This window comes from Pelosinus fermentans DSM 17108, from assembly GCF_000271485.2.
In the GTDB taxonomy this organism is placed as follows: Bacteria; Bacillota; Negativicutes; order DSM-13327; family DSM-13327; genus Pelosinus; species Pelosinus fermentans.
In genome coordinates this window covers 936,842-960,740 of the sequence record NZ_AKVN02000001.1, presented here as the reverse complement: position 1 = coordinate 960,740, position 23,899 = coordinate 936,842, and the positions used below count along the sequence as shown (strand labels likewise).

Sequence of the window (23,899 nt, the reverse complement as noted above, 5' to 3'; positions counted from 1 at the left end):
AAAAAGATTTAGAAAAATTAGATGCATTTACCTGCAAACGAATTTATTACCGAACTTTTAGAATTGGAAATTTCCTTAATTGGGAAGGATATAAAAAAACTTAGTGGCATACCTAATACTTGGCGGCTCAGAGTTGGCGATTATCGTATTATCCTGGAAATAGTAAAAAGCGAAGCTATCATCTTAGCTTTGCATATAGGACATCGACGGGAAATATATCGATAGCCTGCCATAAAATATAAAAGAGCAAACCTTTACGGATCTGCTCTTTTTTACGTCTATTCTTTAACAAGACCAATCTTCATGTACGAAGCTGCAAGACCTCACACCAATGGCAGTTCTCACTTACTTTATACAACAAAAAAACTCGGATGATTTCTCATCCGAGTGCTGCGTACTTATGACCTTTGCGCTGTGAAGCATTCCCGGCAATAAACCGGTCTATCGTTACGAGGCTTAAATGGCACTTGTGTAGTAATACCACATCCAGCACAAATCACCTCATGCATTTCCCGTTGTGATGTTTGACGTTCGCCACCTTCGCGACTGCGTTTTTTCGCATCGCGACACTCGCGACAACGTGCAGGCTCATTTTCAAATCCCTTTTCTGCGTAAAACTCCTGCTCTCCTGCTGTAAACACAAAATCTACGCCACAGTCCTTACATTTTAGAGTTTTGTCCTGAAAAGCCATTAAAGAAATCCCCTCACCTTATGAATTCTAAAGGACCACACTGCTTAGCTGACCTGGTCTTTGCCCCCACACCCGCCTGCTGGAAGGTTCGCTAATAAGAAATCAATCTCCTCACTACTGCCACTCTCGAATCTAGCTGACGTAGCTAATAACTCGGCAGGACTTACCCCTAAACCGCACCATGCTCAGAGCCGCTTTGGACTCCTTATGTGGATCGTTTCGCCTGCGACTGGCCTCGACTTTCAACCACAGACCTAAGCAATAGGTTCTTAACCTATATTATAAGCTTATTAGAAATAAATTGCAAGAAAAAAGACTCCTATAATGCGTTCCTTTACTAAAAACATCTTGAACAACACCATAGCATCACAGTATTTCCCAACTCACAGGTGTACCTCGCCCCACATCCTCTTTTGCTTTTCGACCAATGACTAAATCTAAATATTTCGTCGGCAGACCTAATCCAGGTCGAATGGCCCGTACATTATGCTTGGTAAACAATTCACCCGCCTGAATATCTTCTACTACATATAAGGATCTTCGATGTTGTAAAGATGCTTGCTCTGCCTTACTCGGGCCGTAACTAACTTGCCCCAGTGCCTGATAAGCCCGTTCGCTTTCTGTAACCAATGCTGCCATTTCTGCAGGTTCTAACGAAAAAGCGGAATCTACACCACCATCGGCTCTTGATAGCGTAAAATGTTTTTCGATAACAGTCGCTCCTAATGCGATACTAGCAATCGCTGCGCCAATCCCCATGGTATGATCAGACAAGCCCACCTGGCAGGAGAATAAATCCTTCATATGAGGAATCTTCATTAAGTTGGTATTGGCTGGTGTCGCGGGATATGTACTAGTACATGTAAGCAAAATAAGATCCTGGCATCCCCCTTGTCTGGCTGCCCGTACCGTCTCATCAATCTCTGCCACAGTTGCCATCCCCGTAGATATGATCATGGGCTTACCGGTAGCAGCCACTTTTCGAATCAACTGCAAATCTGTCATTTCAAAAGAAGCTATTTTATAGCAAGATACATTCAGAGATTCTAAAAAATCAACAGCACTTTCATCAAAGGGAGTACTAAAGCCAATCATCCCTCGCTCACGGCAGCGATCAAAAATTGGTTTATGCCATTCCCAAGGCGTATAAGCTTCCTGATATAAATTGTAAAGAGATTTGCCTTTCCACAAGCTCTCAGAATCATCAATAAAAAATTCTTTATCCTCAATATCAATGGTCATCGTATCTGCTGTGTATGTCTGTAACTTGAGAGCCTGTACGCCACAATCTGCCGCCGCATCCACAATTGCCAATGCTCGTTCTAGTGATTGATTGTGATTTCCAGACATTTCTGCTATGACAAAGGGACAATATTCTTTACCTATCGCAAATTGTTGCATTTTAATTGGCTGCATAATTAACCTCCGAAAAGTCTTTTTTAAAATCCCCTTTTGAGAGGGATACCCCTCAAGGCAGGATGTGTTATCTGTATGTTCTATCGTAAAAATTTACCAATAAAAATATAATCACCATTTTAATTATAAGTTATTAATTCTTTATCAAAATAGCCATATATGCCATAGAAGTAAATTTATTTTCAGTAAAACAGTTTAAAACATTTTTTAAATATAATGGATTATGTTCAACAGTTTTAACAAAGGACTGAATCAACTTTATAATTTGTTTATTATCAAACTTTTCTTTATAAAACCCAGCTATGCCAATAAGCAACATTTTTATTATCGCATAATGAACAATCATCATTATATAACTATCAAAACAACATTTCTTGCCACTAAGTGGAAACATTGTTTTAAACACATAGTCCACCATATAATTTTCTAATATGTATTCCTTGTGCTGTATGTATGGCTCATAATATTTTCGATAGATTTCTTCATATCTAGCAGCATTTACTTCTATGTCATCTTCAGAATTATATTGAATACCTTGTGAAAATTTTGATATCCAATCTGCAAAGCTCGTATCTACGCCAAAACTACATCTTGCATCTACTAATGTTTTTATCAAATTCATCTGAACAGCATTATTTACTGGAATTTGCTTTAATTCTTCGTGTAAGAACCCCTGCTCTATCATAGTTTCATATTTATTGATAACCTGAGGAATCGTATCTAGCTTATTTTCATTCACAGCATTATTCACATTATCATAAAAAAGACCTAGAATAATCAAGCGCTCCCACAATAAGTAGTCTCTCTTTTGCAAAGTAATTATTGTAAAAATACGCAAGGCCCAAAAATACTTTTCCAAACTTTTATTATATTTAGCATCTGTAGTATCTATAGTTACTACTATATTATTGTGCATGGATAACTGATCTTCCACTTCATTAAACTCCATCAAACCAGAATCAAGTAATGCTAACCGTGTAACCTCGGGACATGACAGTTTAAGAGACCTTTCGATTATACCATCAATGCACCGCAACTCCCTAGGATAACTATTACAGATCTTTGATAAATATTCTTCACCCATCTTCTTTTGGATAATACAAAGCCTTTCGTTATTTAAAAATGGGCAGTTGCTTTCAGAATCCATTTTTATCTTAGCATAATAATCATCATTAGCATTAACACCACGATTACGTGTTATTTGTTTATCCATTTGTCTACGCAAATCTTTATCTGAGCATTCACGATATTTTTTATATGTGTTTTTATCAATGATGACTTTCCATCCGCTACAGCAAGTATCCTCACATTCTGTACCAATGCATCTAAATTTACTAAAATATTGCGGCTGAATAAACATCTTTTTCCCTGATAACATAAATAAGTAACCTCCCCAACCTAATGCATACATTTGTATCCCTAAAAAATAGCTCGCATATTTTGTTATAATATTCCAAAAGGTACGATGAAATCATCATCTATAGCCAATTATAAACTTGCTTTAAGGTACCTCTGCTTTGGCCTTTATGTGCACAGTCTTTAAGGGAAAATCATAATTTTCCATAACATAAAATCACTCGTAAACCCTATGCAAGTCCATCAAAATCCCTTACTATGATAATATCTAAATAAACTACTAGCTACTAACAAACTCCCTAGTCAGCTCCTTAACAATTCGTTCTGTTCCCAAACTATCAACTAGCTCCAGGCATTTGCTGCTCATCTTAGCTCTTGCGGCATAATCATTCATTAATCGCCTAGTACGATCTACTATTTGTTCCTCACAAATTTGATTATGCCACCCTAAATTGATTATATAACCTAAATGCTCCATTTTTTCTACAAGAAATCTTTGATTTTCAGCCACAATAAATGCTACGACTGGTACGCCGCACGCAGCAAATTCATATAGAGTGCTGCCACCAGTTGATAGTGCGATATCAGAACGTAGCATCATTTCAGAAATAGTAGAATACCTCATTAAACCTGGTGTATCCGCTATCGCATTAGAATACAAAACTACTCGCTCATGATCTTGACTTAGATGAATTAAATCTTGGCTCGTAGTAAAGCCTGATCCTACCAGCACATTAAATCGGACCTTGCTAAAGTAATCATTATTTAAAAAAGTATTCAGTAGTTTTTCAGTCATATGATAAGGATCTGATCCACCTGTAGTTATCATTATCTCTTCTACATTTTCCCTAATCCCTCTAGGAGAAATATTTTTAAATTCGTCACGAATCATATTATATTGTGGTCCTAATAGCAAAACTTGATTGTTATTATACTTTCGATATCCTAGATATGCAGCAGTAATATTACCATTAATCACCACATCCACTGGATACGTCGATTTATTTTCATCGTCAATATAGACTAGACAACTTACATAAGATTTTAAAGTTAGAAAATATTGATTGGTAATATTATAGCTATCTATTATTAATATATCTATTTTATATTGGTGAAGAAGCTTAAGAATAACCTGTGCCTCAGATACTAGCTGCTCGGAATTGCCGTAAAAAAAACCTTCTCTTTCTTTTTCTTCAGAAGGTATTCGAATGACTTCGAATTTTTCTTTTTCTATTAATGATATACCCATGTTGTATTTCGTAAGAAAATAAACCAAATGCCCAACCTTCCGAAAAGCCTTCGCTAAGGACAAGCATCGCATAATGTGACCCAAGCCTACACCTTTTCCGCCGTCAGCCCTTATTGCAATCCTTACCATTTCATTCTACCTTTCTGATTAATTCAAAAGCTTCCGCATAGCGTTTACCGACTACGGTTCCCCATCTAGCTGCAATGATTTCTAAAGCTTCTAATGACCTGGGATGTGGATACTCCCCTAATTCTGATTGATAACAAGCCATTGCATCCAGCTTCACCTGCAGTGTATCTTCTATATCAACAAAAACATTCGCTTTAAAGGTTTTATCGCCATGTTGAAACTGCCATTCTGTAGAAGAAGGTGTTTCAAAAGAGTATATCTCTTTTACACAATACGTTCCGACTGGCCGGCAAGCTGTGATGACAGCTTCAAAGGTCTTTCGATGATCAATATTAAGATCACCATAATGATGTGTATAAACAATTTCTGGCTGAAAACGCTGTATGTGGCTATCAACCACTTTTATAATATCTAACAAATCAACGGAATCAAAACGGTTGTCTGGAAAATTAGAAAAGTGCACGTTTGCATAGCCGATCTTCTGAGCGGCCTTAATTGTCTGATCATGTAAATCATCAATCAGTCCCTTAGGAGTATCTTCGCGTTTATTTGCCCTGGACGTCATTCCTTCACCAAGAATAATGCATTCTAGATCGTGATTGGCATTACGATATTTTCTTACAGTTCCGCCAATACCAAGTAGTTCATCATCAGGATGAGCGACAATTACTAAAATCTTACTCATCATGTCCCTCCTCTACAATTTCTACATCCGCAATTACTTTTCCATGTTTTAAACTAGCCCGGGATAATACAAGCTTATACTTACCAAATTCAATAAATGCTTTAGGATAACCATCTGCATCTAGCATACGAATTTGATCATATAGTTGTGTTAATTTCATATTAGGATATAACTGACTTTCCTCAGGTTTTCTCCGAATAAAATTTGTAACCGTCCCCGTTTGCTTCTTCGCAATAGGCTGTATCTCAAGAATAGCTGGAATCATTTTAGTAAAAATAAGATCGGCTGCCCTTATGAAAATCTCTTCAGCAGTTCCATTCAAATTTAAATCTTCTTTTAAATATATATCGCCAGTATCCATACCACTGTCTACTTTTAATGCAGATAGTTTTGTATTCTCTAAACCTCGTACAATGAGATTTTGTAACGGACTTCCCCCTCTGCCAAATGGCAGATCCGTCATATGAAAGACAATGCAATCAAAGTCTTGATGTATTTTTTCAGGAATAATCCACGACCAATGGGGGAAAAAGACATATAGGGGTTGTATTTTTTCTAAGACGTTATACGTTAAATCCTTTTGATTCGCTATAATATGGATATTATAACGATCCCCATATTTTTTTTTAAATTGATTCGCATATTCAATATTCCACGGCTTTATTGTTGCAATAACAATATTCATTTTTTACACCTATCTCATCATATTTTACTATGCAAAATGAGCAATGCATTTCTTGTATTTCTTGCCGATTCTCTGCCACTCTGTATCTAAGAGTTCCAGAACCGTCACATCATGATACCTGTCATACTTATATATATGTTCTTTGTATATCCCAACCTGCCGATAGCCATGGAGCTGGTGAAGTTTCATAATTCGCTCATTGCCCTCCATAACTTCGGCAATGATTTTCTTAAACTGTAAAACATTAAAAATATAATTATATAAATAAGGAGGGATGATACCACCGATCCCACGAAATGTCTCATCCCCAATATAATACGTCCATGAACAGCGTTTATTATTGGCATCAATATCAGTAAGTCCAATCACACCAATTGGCTTTTCCTGATAATGTATCAGCCAGTAACAACATGCTGAATCAGATGATATCCATTGAAGCCATTTTTTTTGTCCCTCAATATCATTAGAAATATCTGTGTACATATATTGTGTAACGCTCGGATGAGTCCGCCAGCTTAAAATCAGTTCCAAATCTTCTTCCCTAATATGATCAAATCGCAGCATTCTTTTTCACCGCCATTGTTTTACTCTTTACGCATTTTTTTGAAGCGTTCGCCATACATCGTTGTATCAACCAATACCACCTTTTGCGGAACTTTAAACCCTTCCAACTTACCTTTACAAAACTCACGCATTCTTTTGCGGAATTCACCAATGGTCTCTTCTGTCTTGAGTTTTACTCTCGCCTTTACCAAGTTACCAGTAATCGGATTCCTTTCGGCCGATATCGCTACATCTTCCACACCATCCATCAACTGCAGCACACTTTCTATTTCAGCAGGGTAAACCTTTTCCCCTCCAACATTGATCATCTCAGACTTTCGCCCTAAGATCTTCATGTATTCACCGTCGACTTCCACTACATCTCCTGTATGAAACCACCCATCAGCAGTAAATGGACTGGGAGCATTAAGATAACCCATCATGGCTGAATTTGCTTTAATTTCTAAAATATTGTTAACGATTCGAGTTTCAAAACCCTCACCGCCAATCTTCACCCATAAGGATTCCGATGATTTAGATTTAGACCTCATAATACCAATTTCCGAAAGACCATAGGTTTGCAGCAAACGAACATTTGGAAATAATTGATTAAATCGTAAAAGGGTACTTTCCGGCATCACTTCGGTTCCATAGGTTACTAACGTTAAGCTACTAAGGTCAAAAAGCTTGTAGGCTTCACTTAATAATAATAAATTAATAAAAGTTGGAGACGTAGGTAATGTTGCTACATGATACTTTTCAATAGAACGGCAAACCTCTTCCGGGGAACGTTCGTTAACAGTAACTACACATCCTCCGTTGGACAATGTATATAACAGAGTATTTACGCCGCCAATATGATCAAATAATAAAAAGCTAATGGTTCTCATCCCATGTCGAGGAACTTTAAATTTTTCCAGCAATGGTACAAAATCATGTAATGCTGCTTTACTTTTACCCGTAGACCCTGAAGAAAACAAGACAAGTCCTGGTCTCTTTTCCGTCTTCAGATGTAATAAAAATTCATGTTCAACCTTTATTCCTGTATGTTCTATTACAATTTCATCATTTGTCGCAACCGTAATAACAAATTCAACTTCTGCTATTTGTCTAAACTCCGTTTTTTTATGCGTTACTGAATCCGTCAAAGGCACAATGATGCAGCCACACTCAATTAAAGCCAATAAAATGGCCACAGCGTTTGGAGAAAAATCAGCCTCCAATGTAACTACAGAATTAGGCTTTAAACGTTCTTGCAAAAACGTTAGTTTAGCTTTAGTTGAAGCTAAGATCCATCCATAATTGAAGGACTGATCTTGCCAAATAATTGCTTCCTTGTCTTTATTCGCGGCAAATCCCTTTAGTAAAAAATCAATAACCACTTAAATGCCTCCCAAAAAGATCACTTGTCCTGTCACAAAATCACTTTCCACTTTCAAGAAAAAATCAATGACATTACTAATATCGTGAAATTGCCCAAAACGCTTAATAGCTTGCCGGTTCAGCAAGCTATCAATCTTATCTTTGGGCACAGACTTGATTAAATCTGTTTGTACAGGTGTAGGCCCTATGGCATTCACTGTAATACCATACTCACCAAACTCCTTGGCCAATATTTGCGTTAATGTAATCACTGCGGCCTTCGAGGCAGCATAAATTGCCTCTCCTTCCAGCTTTAAAGGAGTGGCAACCGTAGCAAAATTTATAATTCTTCCATAACGTTTCTTTTGCATTAATTTTGCTGCTTCTCGGCAAAATAGGAAAGTACCAACTACATTCGTATTTAGCACCTGATGCACTGTTTTCAGTGGCGTAAGGATGGAATGGTTCATGGACGCAATTCCAGCATTATTCATCAAATGATCAAGACGACCATACTGTTTGCGTATATCGGAAAACATAGCTTTTACAGCTATTTCATCGCTTACATCAGCAATATAATGTTGATAATTCCCCTGGGCGCCTTCGATTTTCCACTCAACAGCATTACGGCTGCAGCCGATGACTTGATGACCAAGAGAGACATAATGTTCAACCAGAGCTTTTCCGATTCCCTTGCTTGTTCCCGTAATTAAAGTAACTGGCTTGTCCATCACGCTTCCTCCTGACTAACCTTTACTATATAATCAGCTAATGTACCAATCGTACGAAAAGGACTATTTTTCTGTGACATCGCTTTTTCATCAGCCAAGCTGATGACCAATCCTAATTCATCCTCTATCGCTTGCTCAACAGCAACAATTAACGTAACAAGCCCCAAGGAATCAAGAACGCCTGTTAAGCCATATAAGCCTGCATTTTCACCGTTTTCTATAGCAACTTTATTGTCCAACTGTTCATTTAATTCACTTACTTCGTGAAGAATGATATCAATGATTTTTTGCTTCATTTAAAGACCCTCCAAGTTACTAAAATACTGTATCGTTTTTGTCAATCCTTCTTTTAATGATATCCTTGGTATCCATCCAAGTTTTTGTTGTGCCAAAGTGATATCTGGTTTTCTTTGCTTCGGATCATCTGCAGGGAGTGGTTTAAATATAATTGATGACCGACTCTGTGTCATCGCCTTTACCATTTCAGCTAATTCCAGCATAGTAAACTCTCCTGGGTTTCCTAAGTTGACTGGGCCAATGAAATCAGGATCGCTATTCATCATCAATATCATGCCAGCAACCAAATCATCTACATAACAAAAAGAACGTGTTTGCTGACCATCGCCATATATGGTTAAATCTTGACCGCTTAAGGCTTGAACAATAAAATTACTTACTACTCTTCCATCGTTGGGGTGCATTGCGGTTCCGTAGGTATTAAAAATACGTATTATTTTAATTGGTATTGCACACTTACGATGATAATCAAAAAATAAGGTTTCTGCTGCACGTTTTCCCTCATCATAACAGCTACGAATGCCAATAGGGTTTACATTTCCCCAGTAGGTTTCTAACTGGGGATGTACTAAAGGATCTCCATATACTTCCGAGGTAGAGGCTTGTAATATTTTCGCACCATTATCCTGAGCCAGCTCCAACATATTTATTGCACCTAAAACACTTGTTTTCATAGTGGCAATGGGATCGTATTGATAGTGTACAGGACTGGCAGGACAAGCAAGATTATAGATTTCATCTACGTTAAACTTGACTGGCTGGGTAACATCTTGCCGAATTACATCAAAATTAGGCTTTTCTATTAAATCTTGTATGTTTCTCTTGCTGCCAGTAAAAAAATTGTCCAGACAAATGACCTCATATCCATCATTAACTAATCTTCGGCACAAATGGGAGCCAATAAAACCCGCCCCACCTGTAACTAATATTTTTTTCATTATCCTAATCTCCAATTTTACTCAGAATAGCTCAATAAAACGGGTCTTAACTCTCGCGAGGTAATATTAAAATCCTGTAACTGATAACTACTTTTTCTATCTATAACTTGCAAATTCTTCTTAGCATCAATATATCCAGGGAATTTTTGCAATGCTTCTTTTAAATACTCTTGCGCAGTAACCATATTTCCCAGCAGGGCATGTGCCACTCCCAAGTTATTTAAAGCAGCACCATTTTGACGGTTCCCATTCACTGCTCTTTCCAGATAATCCTTCGCCTGAAGGATTTGATTTTTCTTCAAACAATATAAGCCCTGTAGAAATAATACGGAAGCAAACTGGGCATCATCTGCCTTACTTAATTCCTCATACCCTAAATCCCATTCTCCTAGCTTAAACAATATACTTACATAATCAACTAAATTGTTTAATGAAGATAAATCTCTGGAAAAAATAGCTTGTTTTATAACAGCTAACTCGTAAAATCCAAGTACTTCCATTTCAGCACCTAATGCCTTGGACATACTTTTGGTAGCATTCTCATTATGCCTTCTAACCTTGACTAAAGGCTCATCTACATATGCAAAACCGCCACCTCGCTGTGCAAGCTGCAGCCATAAATACCAATCTTCTATTTGATGTTTTAGACCAATCTTAAAATTGCCCACTTCCAGCATTGCCGCTTTATTTACCAAAACTCCAGATGGCGTTATCAACTGATTCCGTACTAATTCACTGCCAAAGGAATTACAAGAAGTCAGCTGCTGACCTCGCATAATGCCAGATATATCCTCTCCACCTGCATTAATCTGAGAATAGGCAGGATACACCACTACCCAATGATCTGCCGATTGTTTTTGTAACGTTAGTAAATAAGCTACCTCCGCCTGCACCAACCCAGCCACAGCAATGTCATCCGCATCCATGAAAAGAATCCAATCACCCTCTGATGCCATAATGCCACGATTACGCGCAGAAGACACCCCCTGGTTTTTTTCTTGACAAATGAGTTTAATCGGGATGCTAGACATTGCTCCTAATCTTTCTACTATAGTTACTGTATTATCACTGCTTTTATCATCGATTACAAGAATTTCGTGTAATCGATAGGTTTGCCCTATCAAGCTGCTAAGTGTTTCTTCAACATATTTTTCAGCATTATACGCAGGTATTACTGCCGATATCTTTATCATAGCCTTATCTCCCTATTGAATAATATGTAAAGCCACTATTCTTCATCAATAATGGTTCATATAAATTCCTGCCATCAAAAATGACTGGCGTTTTTAACAGTGATTTTATTTTTTCAAAATCTGGTCTTTTGAAACTATTCCATTCTGTTATGATAAGCAAAGCATCTGCATCTGCTAATACATCATATTGATTTTTTTCATATTGTATGTTGCCATTATCTATTCCTAAAAGCTGCTTTGCTGTCTTAAAAGCCTGAGGATCATAGACTTTAATCCTTACGCCTCTTTTAACCAACTCTTCGATAATCGTGATAGCAGGTGCCTCACGTACATCATCTGTATTCGGTTTAAATGCCAATCCCCAAATCGCAATGGTTTTCCCTTGCAAAGAGTTCTCAAAATGCTTATAGATTTTATCTAAGAATATCTTGCGCTGATTCAGATTAATATTTTCGATTGCCGATAATAATTCAGATGGAATGCCGATACTCTCAAAAGTCTTAATTAAGGCTTTCACATCTTTGGGAAAGCAGGAGCCTCCATATCCCAGACCAGCATATAAGAATGCCATACCAATGCGGCTGTCCATTCCAATACCCTGCCGTACTTTAGTTACATCAGCACCAGTTGCCTCGCACATTTTCCCTATCTCATTCATAAATGATATGCGAGCAGCCAGCATGCAATTGGCTGCATACTTTGTTACTTCTGCTGATTTTATATCCATGCTGAGTATTGGATGACCATTCTTAACAAATGGTGCATACAATTCTTTCATAAGCTCAGCAGTCCTAACATTATCAGTCCCAATCACCACTCGATCAGGCCGCATAAAATCGACAATAGCTGCGCCTTCTTTTAAGAATTCCGGGTTGGATACTACATCGAATTCAAATTCCGTCCCTTTTTTTACTTGCTCAGCACAAATAATTCTCTTTACCTGATCTGCGGTACCGATGGGCACTGTTGATTTATCCACGATTATTTTATAGCCATTGATATATTGGCCAATGGAAGCTGCAACTTCATATACATACTTTAAGTCGGCAGATCCATCATCACCAGTAGGGGTACCAACTGCAATGAATATCACTAGCGCATTTTCAATAGCATTTTTAATATCTGTAGTAAAGGTAAGCCTGCCACTTTCTTGATTGCTTCTTACTAACTCTTCCAATCCTGGTTCATAAATGGGTATCTTATTGTCATATAACATTGCTATTTTCTCAGCGTTATTATCAACGCAAATTACATCATTTCCCATCTCAGCAAAACAAGTTCCCGAAACAAGACCAACATAGCCTGTACCTATCATAGCAATTTTCATAATACCGCCGCCTCTGTTCCTATCCTAGTATTAATATTTCCAAACGTTAATAATTGGAGAATCTATATTAGGAGTATTATTTACTACAAAATTTCTTTTGATGTTAACTCTGGCTACAACTTTTCCACCTAAATAGGCAGCTACCTTTTCAATTTGCTGATAACCATCATCCAGTTTAGCCGTTTTATTCAAAATACTATAAGGTACAACAGCACCACTAAACGTAATTTCCTTTAAAATACTATCGCAATGTTCTTTTAACGCTACAAAATCAAAATGCTCAATATTATTAAATACATGTGTATTCATGTTAGGTAAGACATCTTCAAAAGTATGAGCAAAACGCTCATGAGAAATAACATGTGGTTCAAAACCAGTTTCTTTTAGCAATCGAATTAATGCCCTTGTTAAAAAATACGATGCAGATTGGGTAACAATGATCTTCCCTTTCGTCGGAACTGCCTGCAACATTATTGTCTCAAACTGCACACGAAACCCTTGATCATTGCAAAAATCTTCGTCAACTATATTTCGCCAGTTTTCTTCTTCCTTACCGTCTTGTCCCACTGTTAACCCTGATAAATTAATAACCTTTTCTATGTCCCAAAACTTCTCAAATTCGACATACTCAAAACATTTCCCTATCCCATCATAACCATGATGCAGCAATGCTTCAGCCCGTTTATTAAAGAAAGGCACTGAGCCCATTTTATACAATACTCCTGGATTAAACACCAAACCATTGAGCCTTTCTCTAAAATCCTCTGGTAACATCATGCCACGTGATAAAAGCATAATCCAATCATGATGTTGTAAACTACCAATTGACATGTTTAATAACTGTCCCCATTGAGCGCTCTCTAAACATACCACTAATACATTAGAAAACTTCATAAGAATTTGCTGTAAACTATCCGCTTGCAATTGAGAGGACGTTGCTAAGACTATACTATCAAAATATTTTATATTCTTAATTATAATATCATTTATATCAGCAATAGACAGGTCATCACAAAAAAGAATACCCTCTAGAGCCTTTGGAAACAAATTAGCATTGTCCCTAGCTATTTTTTGAGAAACATCTGCAATATACTGTCCTCGTACAAAATCATCATAACCTTCACGTAAAATTTCAGTACCAGGCTGATATACCTCCACTGCGCCTTTTTTAAGCTTAGGACTACCCATTTTCAGCAGTTTTTCATACATTAGAGGTGATACATCATCCACTTCCTCATTAGCATTTCGCTTAAACGTCTCAAGTGCCACACCACACATTTCACACCAATGAAGCTGATCACCAAAATCTTCAGGTTTTCTTTTCCACCAGCCTGGTTCAATCGGCCAGCCGCCAGGACCATCAAACAACATATCCAAGGACGCAGCTACTTCACAAAAAAAAGCACCTTTGGGTGTAATACTAGCGCTCCAGCTATTTTGTATCCAGCAATTATCACGTAATGCTATCCATTCTTTATCAGGTATACCAAGCTCACCTCTAGTAACCATAATCGGCTGATGATAGCTAGGATTTCTATGATCATTCAAACATTGAAAAACAAAAGTATCCTGAATCAGCTCAAAATACTCATAATACTTCTTCGTAATCGAAGTCCATAATCCTGGTCCTTTATCCTTATTAAGTACACGGTAAGCATTATGTTTATTTCTCGTATACTTTAGAAAGTCTTCTAATGGCTGCCTTGCTGCATTAAGATTATCCTTCATGCTATGTTGTTCTCGCAAATGAAGTGCAAACCTTTTAAATTCGGGATGCAAGGTAGGTTCTCCACCCATTATACCAATAATACCATCAAAACCTTCTAACGAAGCTACTGCCCTCTCAAAAGTCTCCCAATTCATAAAAAATGGGTTCTTATGATGTCCACATAATCGTGTACAATTAGAACAGGCATGTACACAGGCATTTGTCACTTCTATTTGAATGGTTTCCATCTTTGCAGGTGATCTCATTTTATCATCCTTTCAAGTCTATTCCAGGAAAGACAACGTCCACTTGCGGCCTTAATCCTAAATCGCCTAAATTCTTTACAATATCTTCTATGTAACTACTGCCTATTACTACTTTATCAAAGTCTTCACGAATAAGTTTGATCTTCTCTGGATTTATTACTTCCACATCATTAATAAAAGTCCCCCACTTCTGCAGGTTAGAATCACTAAAGTAATTGACTTTTCCCCCGTTAGCAATAATATAATCATAGAGTTTTAAGGCTACTGTCCCGGTACCATATATTAGATAAGACAATTCCGATTTTACTGCCATTGCACTTACTAAAGCATCAGCTTGCGTTTTATGGCAAGGCACAGGCTCTAACCCTTTTGTTTGCAGTGTTTCATTCAAAGTTGCAACAATTTTACCACTTCGTTCAATATCATCGCCTGCACAATAAAAATGATTGTTGCCGTGTACACGGTACGTCCCCAAGCATTCATCAAGAGAGTAAATATTTTTATAATATAATGCATGACTTATAATATAAGCATCAGCACAAATTCGCACTGCATCAACCTCAGGTATGGGAAATACTTTATTTAGAACATCGTAATTGAAAGACAATGCAGACGTTGGCATAACTTTACCAAAAAAGCCAAATTTTTTAAATAGTAACTGTATAGAACCGGTTTCTAAGACATTAACAAATTTCATTTCACCTCTTATAAGATTATGCTGAACAATGGCATGCTCCTTATGAATCTCAACAATTTTTCCCAATTTATCTTCAGACCAATAGTCATCACTATCTAAAAAGGCTACAACTTCTCCTTTTGCTATTTTAAAACCTGCATTAAATGCCGAAGCCTGCCCACCATTTTCTTTATATATCGCTACAATTTTATCAGAATTCTGTTGATAGTAACTATCAATGATTTCCCGTGAATTATCCGTAGATCCATCATCAACGATTATTAATTCGTAATTTCTATATGACTGCCGTAATACCGACTCAATAGCTTCTCCAATAAAACGACCATAGTTATAATTATCAATAATGACTGAGACTAAATGATCACCATTCATTTTTTATTCCTTTCTTGTCTAAATTCACAGCAATAGATATTATTGTTTTTTCAATTTGAATCTTCATCAGACAATATTTCATTCATCTCTGTTGCTACCCTTGAGTGTAGTCATTCCAGGGTAAACTATATCAAGTTGTGGTATAAATCCTAGTTCGCTCAATTTTACTAAAATATCTTCGATATAACTACTACCTATTACGATTTTATCAAACTTATTTCTTTCCATTTTAATATTCTCTGGTTCAACAACTTTAATTTTATCAATAAAGCTTCCCCATTTTTGCGGATTAGAATCACTAAAGTAAGATACTTTAGCACCATTTTCGATAATACGATCATAAAGTTTTAAAGCAGCTGTCCCAGTTCCATATATTAAATATGTAAACTCAGACTTTATTTCTATAGCACTTACTAAGGCATCCGCCTGGGTTTTATGAAACGGAACAGATCGTAAGCCTTTTGCTACAAAAGTTTCATTTAATGCCACAGTAATTTTACCTAACCGTTCATCATCACCTGCACAATAAAAAAGATTATTGCCATGTACACGATAAAAACCTAAGCAATCCTCTATTGAGTATATATTGTCAAGATATAAAGCATGTCCGATTATATATGCATCCGCACATATTTTTACTGCATTCGTTTCTGGAATAGGAAATATTTTATTTAAAAGCTTATGTGTAAAAGATAAAGCGGAAGTTGGCACAAAATTATCATAATAGCCATATTGTCTAAACCACGCTTGTCTATAAGGACTTTCTAAAATATCATAGAATTTTTTTTCACCTTTAATAAGATTATGCTGTACAATAGCATGTTCCTTATGGGCTTCTACAACTTTTGCTAATTTTTCCTCAAACCAATAGTCATCACTATCTAAAAAAGCTATAATATCCCCTTTAGCGACTTTAAAACCTGCATTAAATGCTGAAGCCTGTCCACCATTCTCTTTGTATACTAGCACAATTTTTTCAGAATGTTTATGATAATAACTGTCAATGATTCCTCGTGAATTATCGTTAGAACCGTCATCGACGATTATTAATTCATAATTTGTAAATGTCTGTCTTAATACCGACTCAATAGCTTCTCCGATAAAACGACCATAGTTATAATTATCAATGATAACCGAGACTAAAGGAATATCACCCATTTTAAAAACCTTCCTATCTAAATAATTAATTATTAAAACTTCTATATGTTAAGTTACAAAAAGTTTACATATTTTTTAAATCCCATGTTTAAAAGTTGCTTTGATATTTCAGAGTGATATTGACTTGCAACAATAATTATTACACTTTTTATATCTTCATTAAGCAAACATTCTGGAGAACGAATGGGAATTCCATTTAGATAGTCACCCCATTTAGCTTGACCATTATCTACAAAATATTCAATTTGCGCTGGCAAATTCCTACAAACCTTCTCACCAGCACTGCCAGCACCAAATATAATAATTTTTCTTTCAGCATCATTACTATATTGCAATACGGAAAATAAATGAAAGGCATCACTGCTCCAAGACGTAAGTGATAAATATTTCCAATAAAGTATATCAACCATACTTATAAATCTATCCCAAGGTTTATTCCATGCCCAATGCCATATTTTTCCGCTTTCATATTTATCACCCTTAACCATTGCAAAACTGTTGAAATCCTCATGTAAAGGCAAATATTTTTTTTGAAATAAAAAATTCAATGCATCTTGATCTTGAAATGCACGTTCTTGATGTGTCTCAAGGAAATCAAAAGCCTCTTTTGCAAGACAATGATTTTCACGTATATATTTTAAATTTAAAACCAATACTCCTGAATTAAAATATTTCTCTATCTGCATACCATTTTTTTTAGTTAGATATTTTTTTTGATCGTCCCAATATGATATTCCACCATCTCTAACAGCTGCAAGCGGATATCCTTTTATACAAATACCCCATAATATATTAATATCTAAATCTACAATAACATCACAGTCAAAATAAATTATTTTCTCCTCAGTCAATATATCAGGCAGTAATAGGCGAAATAATGCTCCTTGAGTAACTCGTTCATATTTATAAGATAATATGTTTTCGGGAAGTACTACTAAATGAAACCTTATTTCCTGATTAAAATTCTCTGATAGTTTTTCGAATTTCTTTCTATTCTCTTGGGTTAACGTTTCATCATGTAGGATATGTATGCACACTGACACTGAAGTATTTGCAAAAATTGAGGCTATTGTTGCCCCTGCATGTTTAGCATATGTACCGATTGGATCGTGGATAGAAATAGCAACATGAATTACTTCCCCTTGATACTTTTTTTTTACACCAAAATCATTTTTGTAATCATTGTTCATAAAGTAGCAATCCCCCCTCATTATTTATGCGCACCCCATCAAATCGCATAACAAACAGTTTCAGTCTCATCGTAGAAACGTTTATGTCCTAAATACAATTGATACTCTGGCATAATAGATTTAATATATAGTGGGATTTCAAAAATATCTTCTGGTCTATGATAAATACAAATAGCCAATTTGGGCTTATAACTTTGAATATTTTTTTTAGCACCCCTCAGTATCCCAATTATTCGCATTATTATCACAAAAAATGTCCACATCAATTATCCATTGTGCTAGCCATTCAAATGCATCCCAATCGAAACCACTTGCACCAAATAGTACTAACTTCTTTTCACTTCGATTTCTTATAAATCATGCAATAAAAAGCACTCCCTTCCTTTATTCCAGTTGATCTATATCAATTAAGAAGTTCTTCCATATAAGTGCCGATATGTTATTATCATTAATAAAATCAATCTATTATTTATTGTTATGTCGTGTTTCCTTTCTTAATAAAAAGACCTTATCATTTACCTTCTCAAATCCTAACTGCTCCAACTCAATACCAATTTCACTATAATACATTGACCCTATAAGTACCATACATGTATCTTTTATGTCATGCAAGGCACTAGGTGAATATATTTTCTTCTTATTGAAACAACTATTCCACTTTAATGGATTATTCTCAATAAATCCAATGACTATTTCGCCCAAACCACGCTTTAATAATACATCATAACAATATTGTGCTGCCTTACCTGTACCCCATATAAACGTTTTTTTATTAGCTATTTTCAATATACTCGCGTTTACTTCACTATTTTGTTTTTTTATTTCTATCTTTTTTAGTTCATACAATATTTCCTTCTTTTTTTCAACTGTTAAAATTTCATTAAAATCTTCATGAATATAACCCTTAATTATAGAAAAATTATAGACTAGGCAATTAAACATTTCTTCATCAATTTGTGGATACACTGACATAATGATATTAACCTGACCTTGATGTAACTCTTTAAAATTATAAGGCGACACACCCCAAAACGTCTCATTTTCCCATGTGTGCATAACTATTGGTTCAGCAAGATATCCTATTCTTGCTGAACGCAAATAAAACAAAAGTACTATCAGCATGTGAGGGTACCAATTATCACCATGTACTTTTAAAAATTCAATATCAATTAGATTTCTTTTAAAACAACATCTAGATAATATATGTGATGACAAAAATATCTGTGTGATTTTTTCTTTATCTTCATGACAAGTAATAATATTACTATTAAAATAACTATAAGTATTCGCTTGTTTCTGTTTTTCCAAGTACATAATTGCATCCGTGGTAAAACAGTCAACCCCTTTCTCTATAAAGGCTTTAACTTTAGCGATACTCCCAGGTAGCATACAATCATCATCAGTCAAAAAGAAGATAAAATCCCCAGTTGCTTTCTCAATAATAGATATTATATTTAAAACCATTCCAATATTTTTGTCATTTTTATAATATTTGATTCTAGTGTCGCAAAATGAACTAATAATCTGTTCCGTCTGATCAGGAGAACAATTATCTTGCACAACAACCTCAATATCCCTATCTTGAGTACTTAACACTGATTCAAGACACCTTCTTAAGTCTATTGCTCGATTATAGGTTGGAATACAAATTGATAATTTAGGCATTTAGAAAATCCCCTTTTTATTATTTACACAACGTACACTGTAGATAAAATGTTAATATCATGTTTATAATATTTTTTAACCTAAGATCAAGTAATTGTTCATTATAAAAATTCCTCATTTATAATTGCACTAATCCCAGCTTTTAATGATACATTGGCTCTCCATCCTAACCCACTAAGCTTTCCAGTGTTGGCACATGATATCATAATTTCATTTTCTCTATAAGGCAGAGCCCCAAAATTTAATCTAGTATTTGATTTTGCGATAGTATGAACGAGTTCAACAAAAGTCCGAATTGAAATTGATTGACCACTACCTATTTCATATTCTTGAAATTGCTTAACTTGATTTCCTTCCTGCTTTATCAATAACATATAAGCATCAACTACATCATCTATATATATGAAATCCCTTTTTTGTTCTCCCTCTGTTAGTTGCAATTCTGAAACATTCCTTAAACAACTTTTTATTACATAATTTGTAAATTTAGTCTCATCATCATGAGGTCCATAAATATGCTCTAATCTTGTATTTACCAAGCAAATTTTTCCAGTATTAGCAAACTGTTTAGCCCATTCCAGAAAGTGCTTTTTAGATAAAACATACTCATTTAAGTACTTATACAAACCATTATTAATGTTGAAAAAAGTATCAACATTAATAAACACATCTGTACCATAAGAACTTGCTATTTCTAACAGCATCAATGGAAACAGTATATTAGTTTCAATTATTTTTTTAATATTTTCGCCTTTTCTCCCATAGCAAGTTGCTGTATGAATGACTACATCGATCTTTCCTTGCTCTTTAAATGGTTTTTCCAATTCACATAGATCAATATCATATGTACTAATTTGTGATAATACTTCATTTATTCGCCAAGCATCAGAAAAACTGCGTTTTAAAATACAGACCTCATGACCATTTTTCAACAATGCCTTTATAAGATTACTCCCTAAGAAACCTGTTGCTCCTGTAACTAAAATCTTCATATCTTCACAAAGCCCATTATCTTTTCCAGTATATAAATGATCATATCATTTGTCATTCCAGGATAGACTCCTATCCAAAAAGTCCGATTCATGATTGTATCTGTATTCTTTAAATCACCAATAATTTTATATCCTTCACTTGTTTTTCTCATCTCATCAAAGCACGGATGTCTCAATAAATTGCCCGCAAACAACATTCTAGTTTGTACACCACTTCTCTCTAAATATATTACTATCTCATCACGAGTAAAATTTGCATCTTCTCTCACGGTTAGTAAAAATCCAAACCAGCTCGGCTGAGATTTAGCTGTTGCTTCGGGCAGAATGAACATATCTTGTAATTCATCTAACCCCTCTCGCAGCATTTTCCAATTCTCTTTGCGCTTTTCAATAAAGAAAGGTAACTTTTCCAGTTGGGCACACCCAACTGCAGCCTGCATATCAGTCACTTTTAAGTTGTATCCTATATGAGAATACACATATTTATGATCATATCCTACAGGCAATTCACCAAATTGCTGAGTAAACCGATTTTTACAAGTATCATCTTTACCTGACGGACACCAGCAGTCACGCCCCCAGTCCCGAAAAGATTCAACGATATGTTTCAACTGGGTATCATTCGTATATACTGCCCCACCCTCGCCCATAGTCATATGATGTGGCGGATAAAAACTGGACGTGCCAATATGCCCAATTGTGCCAGAATATTTCCAATCATCGTTATACAAATACTTTGTTCCCAGTGCATCACAGTTATCTTCAATTAACCATAGATTATGCGCATCGCAAAAATCTTTTACCGTCTGCAAATCAAAAGGATTACCTAGCGTATGGGCAATCATTACTGCTTTAGTTTTATCAGATAAAGCCACTTCCAATTGCGTAATGTCAATATTATATGTAGGCAATGTTACATCGACAAACACAGGAATCGCCCCATATTGAATAATCGGTGCAACCGTTGTCGGAAAAGCAGCAGCTACGGTGATGACTTCATCCCCCTTTTTAATTCTGCGGTTACCAAGCTTATGAGAAGTTAGTGCCATAAATGCCAAAAGATTAGCCGATGAGCCAGAATTAGCTAAAGAACAATGCCTTATCCCTAAAAACTCAGCAAATTCTTTCTCAAATTTTTCAGCATACTTACCTGTCGTTAGCCAGAAATCCAAAGAAGAATCAATTAAATTAATAATCTCTTTTTCATCAAAAACACGACCACCATACGAAATACGATCACCTGGTTTAAAACTGTTTTCTCTTTTATGCTTTACTTCATAATGCTTAATGGCCGCTTCAATGACTTGCTGTCTTAATTGCTTTTCTATTTTCGTATTATCACTCATACTACCCTATACCTCACATTATGATTTCATGTATTCTCGTATTTGTTGCAAGCAAAATTCTCGCATATCAGCCTTTGCTTGATAGGCATGAACCCATTCAATGATTTTCTCCAATGCCTGTTCTAAATTCCAACTAGGTTGCCAAAGGAGTTTCATTTTTGCTTTGGAACAATCCAACTTTAAATAACGAGCTTCATGAGGGTGGTTACCTTTATCTACTTCATAAGATGCATAGCCTCCCCATTCCTCGCACATTTTCTTAACGACCCACTCTACTGATTGCGCATCACTGTCATTAGGACCAAAATTCCAGCCTTCGGCAAAAGATGCTCCATCCTCATATAATCTTTGCGCCAATAGTAAATATCCACTAAGAGGCTCTAGTACGTGTTGCCAAGGACGTATGGAATGAGGATTACGAATCCTAATCTTTTCATTCTTTAAAAGAAAATTTATACAATCAGGTATCAAACGATTTTTAGCCCAGTCACCGCCACCAATGACATTACCAGCTCTGGCTGAAGCTATACCAATACCATGTTTTTCATATTCATTAGGGCTAAAAAAAGAGTTCCGATAAGAAGAAGTCACCAATTCAGAACACCCCTTACTACTGGAGTAAGGATCATATCCACCCATCGGCTCATTTTCTCGATAACCCCATACCCATTCTTTATTTTCATAACATTTGTCGGTTGTCACATTAATTACCGCTTCTACACCGTTAGATGTCCGTACGGCTTCCAATACATTAACAGTCCCCATTACATTAATAGCATAAGTATCTACAGGATTTCTATAGGAATCTCCTACTAACGCCTGCGCAGCCATATGTATAACGATCTCTGGATCAGCCTTTGACATAACTTTAGCTAATTTCTCACCATCACGCACATCACCAATAATCGATTTTACCAGTTCATCAACCTTACACAACTCAAATAGACTAGGTTCAGTGGGTGGCTGCAAGGCATATCCAGTAACTTCTGCACCTAATGCGCTTAACCATAAACAGAGCCAAGATCCTTTAAAGCCAGTATGCCCAGTAATAAAGACTCTTCTTCCTTGCCAAAATCTTTTATCTATCATTTTATAAGCACCTATTCCCATATTTTCCATGGCGCTTTATTATTCTGCCATAAGCTTTCCAGATTTTCTTTGTCACGTATAGTATCCATAGGTTGCCAGAAACCATCATGCTTATAGGCAAGTAACTGATTATCTTTTGCTAGGTTCTCCATAGGTTCGCGTTCAAAAAAAGTACTATTATCTTTAATGTAATCAAATACTTTAGGCGTTAACACAAAGAACCCGCCGTTAATCCAGCCACCGTCTCCTTGAGGTTTTTCTTGGAATCCCTGTACCACATTTCCAGCAGTCATCTCAATCGCACCAAAACGCCCTGAGGGCTGAACAGAAGTAACAGTTGCAAATTTCCCATGGGATTTATGAAATTCGACTAAACTACCAATGTCTACATTACTTACTCCATCACCATAGGTAAGCATAAAGGATTCATTTCCGATATATGGTTGTATACGTTTTACTCGTCCTCCAGTCATTGTCTCTAATCCAGTATCCACCAAGGTGACTTTCCATGGTTCAGCATGATGATTATGAATAATTTGCTGATTTGGCACTGTAAAGTCAAATGTCACATCTGCTTCATGCAAAAAATAATGGGCAAAATATTCTTTAATGCAATATCCTTTATAACCTAAACAAATAACAAAATCATTAAATCCATAATAAGAATATATTTTCATAATATGCCAGAGAATTGGACGTCCACCAATTTCCACCATCGGCTTTGGTTTTAAATGGGATTCTTCACTAATACGTGTACCAAAACCACCCGCAAGTATTACTACTTTCATCCTATACACAGCCTTTCAAACTATA

Annotated in this window: 23 protein-coding genes; 1 reads left to right on the top strand and 22 read right to left on the bottom strand. The window is 35.9% G+C overall.

Going from position 1 to position 23,899, the window contains the following annotated elements:
* Positions 1-21: 21 nt before the first annotated feature.
* Positions 22-225, top strand: a complete 204-nt coding sequence (locus FR7_RS23095; RefSeq protein ID WP_082918271.1) for a type II toxin-antitoxin system RelE family toxin — start codon at positions 22-24, stop codon at positions 223-225.
* Positions 226-398: 173 nt separating this feature from the next.
* Here FR7_RS23095 and FR7_RS04420 read toward each other — a convergent pair whose 3' ends face one another.
* From FR7_RS04420 to rfbF, 22 genes are all read right to left on the bottom strand, one after another.
* Positions 399-692 (bottom strand): zinc-ribbon domain containing protein, encoded by a 294-nt coding sequence (locus FR7_RS04420; RefSeq protein ID WP_007952297.1) that lies wholly within the window; start codon positions 690-692, stop codon positions 399-401.
* Positions 693-1,058: 366 nt separating this feature from the next.
* A complete protein-coding gene (gene pseI, locus FR7_RS04415; protein ID WP_007952296.1) occupies positions 1,059-2,108 on the bottom strand; it encodes a pseudaminic acid synthase in 1,050 nt (349 codons plus the stop codon).
* A gap of 133 nt (positions 2,109-2,241) precedes the next feature.
* A complete protein-coding gene (gene fliB, locus FR7_RS04410; protein ID WP_007952294.1) occupies positions 2,242-3,486 on the bottom strand; it encodes a flagellin lysine-N-methylase in 1,245 nt (414 codons plus the stop codon).
* 258 nt (positions 3,487-3,744) lie between these two features.
* On the bottom strand, positions 3,745-4,842 hold the full coding sequence (pseG, locus tag FR7_RS04405) for a UDP-2,4-diacetamido-2,4,6-trideoxy-beta-L-altropyranose hydrolase (RefSeq protein WP_007952292.1): 1,098 nt from the start codon (positions 4,840-4,842) through the stop codon (positions 3,745-3,747).
* A 1-nt stretch (position 4,843) separates the two neighbouring features.
* Positions 4,844-5,527, bottom strand: coding sequence for a PIG-L deacetylase family protein (locus FR7_RS04400; protein ID WP_007952290.1), 684 nt, complete (start codon positions 5,525-5,527; stop codon positions 4,844-4,846).
* Positions 5,520-6,212 carry a formyl transferase gene (locus tag FR7_RS04395; RefSeq protein ID WP_007952289.1) on the bottom strand — a complete coding sequence of 231 codons (693 nt, stop codon included), beginning with the start codon at positions 6,210-6,212 and terminating at the stop codon, positions 5,520-5,522. The genes FR7_RS04400 and FR7_RS04395 overlap by 8 nt, the downstream gene beginning before the upstream one ends.
* A 27-nt stretch (positions 6,213-6,239) precedes the next feature.
* Positions 6,240-6,776, bottom strand: a complete 537-nt coding sequence (gene pseH / locus FR7_RS04390) for a UDP-4-amino-4,6-dideoxy-N-acetyl-beta-L-altrosamine N-acetyltransferase (protein WP_007952287.1) — start codon at positions 6,774-6,776, stop codon at positions 6,240-6,242.
* Between the two features lie 20 nt (positions 6,777-6,796).
* A complete protein-coding gene (locus tag FR7_RS04385; protein ID WP_007952286.1) occupies positions 6,797-8,137 on the bottom strand; it encodes an ANL family adenylate-forming protein in 1,341 nt (446 codons plus the stop codon).
* A complete protein-coding gene (locus FR7_RS04380) occupies positions 8,138-8,848 on the bottom strand; it encodes an SDR family NAD(P)-dependent oxidoreductase (RefSeq protein ID WP_007952284.1) in 711 nt (236 codons plus the stop codon).
* Positions 8,848-9,144, bottom strand: coding sequence for a hypothetical protein (locus tag FR7_RS04375; RefSeq protein WP_007952282.1), 297 nt, complete (start codon positions 9,142-9,144; stop codon positions 8,848-8,850). Before FR7_RS04375 ends, FR7_RS04380 begins: the two co-directional genes overlap by 1 nt.
* Entirely contained in the window at positions 9,145-10,083 is a 939-nt protein-coding gene (locus FR7_RS04370) for a UDP-glucuronic acid decarboxylase family protein (protein WP_007952280.1), read from the bottom strand.
* A gap of 17 nt (positions 10,084-10,100) precedes the next feature.
* The gene (locus FR7_RS04365; RefSeq protein WP_007952278.1) at positions 10,101-11,276 is read right to left on the bottom strand and encodes a glycosyltransferase family A protein; all 1,176 of its coding nucleotides are present in this window, start codon (positions 11,274-11,276) and stop codon (positions 10,101-10,103) included.
* Between the two features lie 4 nt (positions 11,277-11,280).
* The gene (locus FR7_RS04360) at positions 11,281-12,603 is read right to left on the bottom strand and encodes a UDP-glucose dehydrogenase family protein (protein WP_007952276.1); all 1,323 of its coding nucleotides are present in this window, start codon (positions 12,601-12,603) and stop codon (positions 11,281-11,283) included.
* A gap of 30 nt (positions 12,604-12,633) precedes the next feature.
* Complete coding sequence (locus tag FR7_RS04355) at positions 12,634-14,577, bottom strand: radical SAM protein (RefSeq protein WP_007952275.1); 1,944 nt, start codon at positions 14,575-14,577, stop codon at positions 12,634-12,636.
* Positions 14,578-14,581: 4 nt separating this feature from the next.
* Positions 14,582-15,646, bottom strand: coding sequence for a glycosyltransferase family 2 protein (locus FR7_RS04350; RefSeq protein ID WP_007952274.1), 1,065 nt, complete (start codon positions 15,644-15,646; stop codon positions 14,582-14,584).
* 78 nt (positions 15,647-15,724) lie between these two features.
* Positions 15,725-16,804, bottom strand: a complete 1,080-nt coding sequence (locus tag FR7_RS04345) for a glycosyltransferase (RefSeq protein WP_007952272.1) — start codon at positions 16,802-16,804, stop codon at positions 15,725-15,727.
* Between the two features lie 53 nt (positions 16,805-16,857).
* Positions 16,858-17,994: a glycosyltransferase family 8 protein gene (locus FR7_RS04340; RefSeq protein WP_007952271.1), complete on the bottom strand. Its 1,137-nt coding sequence runs from the start codon at positions 17,992-17,994 to the stop codon at positions 16,858-16,860.
* A gap of 465 nt (positions 17,995-18,459) precedes the next feature.
* Positions 18,460-19,659 (bottom strand): glycosyltransferase family 2 protein, encoded by a 1,200-nt coding sequence (locus FR7_RS04330; protein ID WP_007952268.1) that lies wholly within the window; start codon positions 19,657-19,659, stop codon positions 18,460-18,462.
* A gap of 101 nt (positions 19,660-19,760) precedes the next feature.
* Positions 19,761-20,651, bottom strand: coding sequence for an NAD-dependent epimerase/dehydratase family protein (locus FR7_RS04325; protein WP_007952267.1), 891 nt, complete (start codon positions 20,649-20,651; stop codon positions 19,761-19,763).
* Positions 20,648-21,997: a lipopolysaccharide biosynthesis protein RfbH gene (rfbH, locus tag FR7_RS04320; RefSeq protein ID WP_007952266.1), complete on the bottom strand. Its 1,350-nt coding sequence runs from the start codon at positions 21,995-21,997 to the stop codon at positions 20,648-20,650. The genes FR7_RS04325 and rfbH overlap by 4 nt, the downstream gene beginning before the upstream one ends.
* A gap of 18 nt (positions 21,998-22,015) precedes the next feature.
* Positions 22,016-23,086 carry a CDP-glucose 4,6-dehydratase gene (rfbG, locus tag FR7_RS04315; RefSeq protein WP_007952265.1) on the bottom strand — a complete coding sequence of 357 codons (1,071 nt, stop codon included), beginning with the start codon at positions 23,084-23,086 and terminating at the stop codon, positions 22,016-22,018.
* Between the two features lie 11 nt (positions 23,087-23,097).
* A complete protein-coding gene (gene rfbF / locus FR7_RS04310; RefSeq protein ID WP_007952264.1) occupies positions 23,098-23,874 on the bottom strand; it encodes a glucose-1-phosphate cytidylyltransferase in 777 nt (258 codons plus the stop codon).
* Positions 23,875-23,899 lie beyond the last annotated feature (25 nt).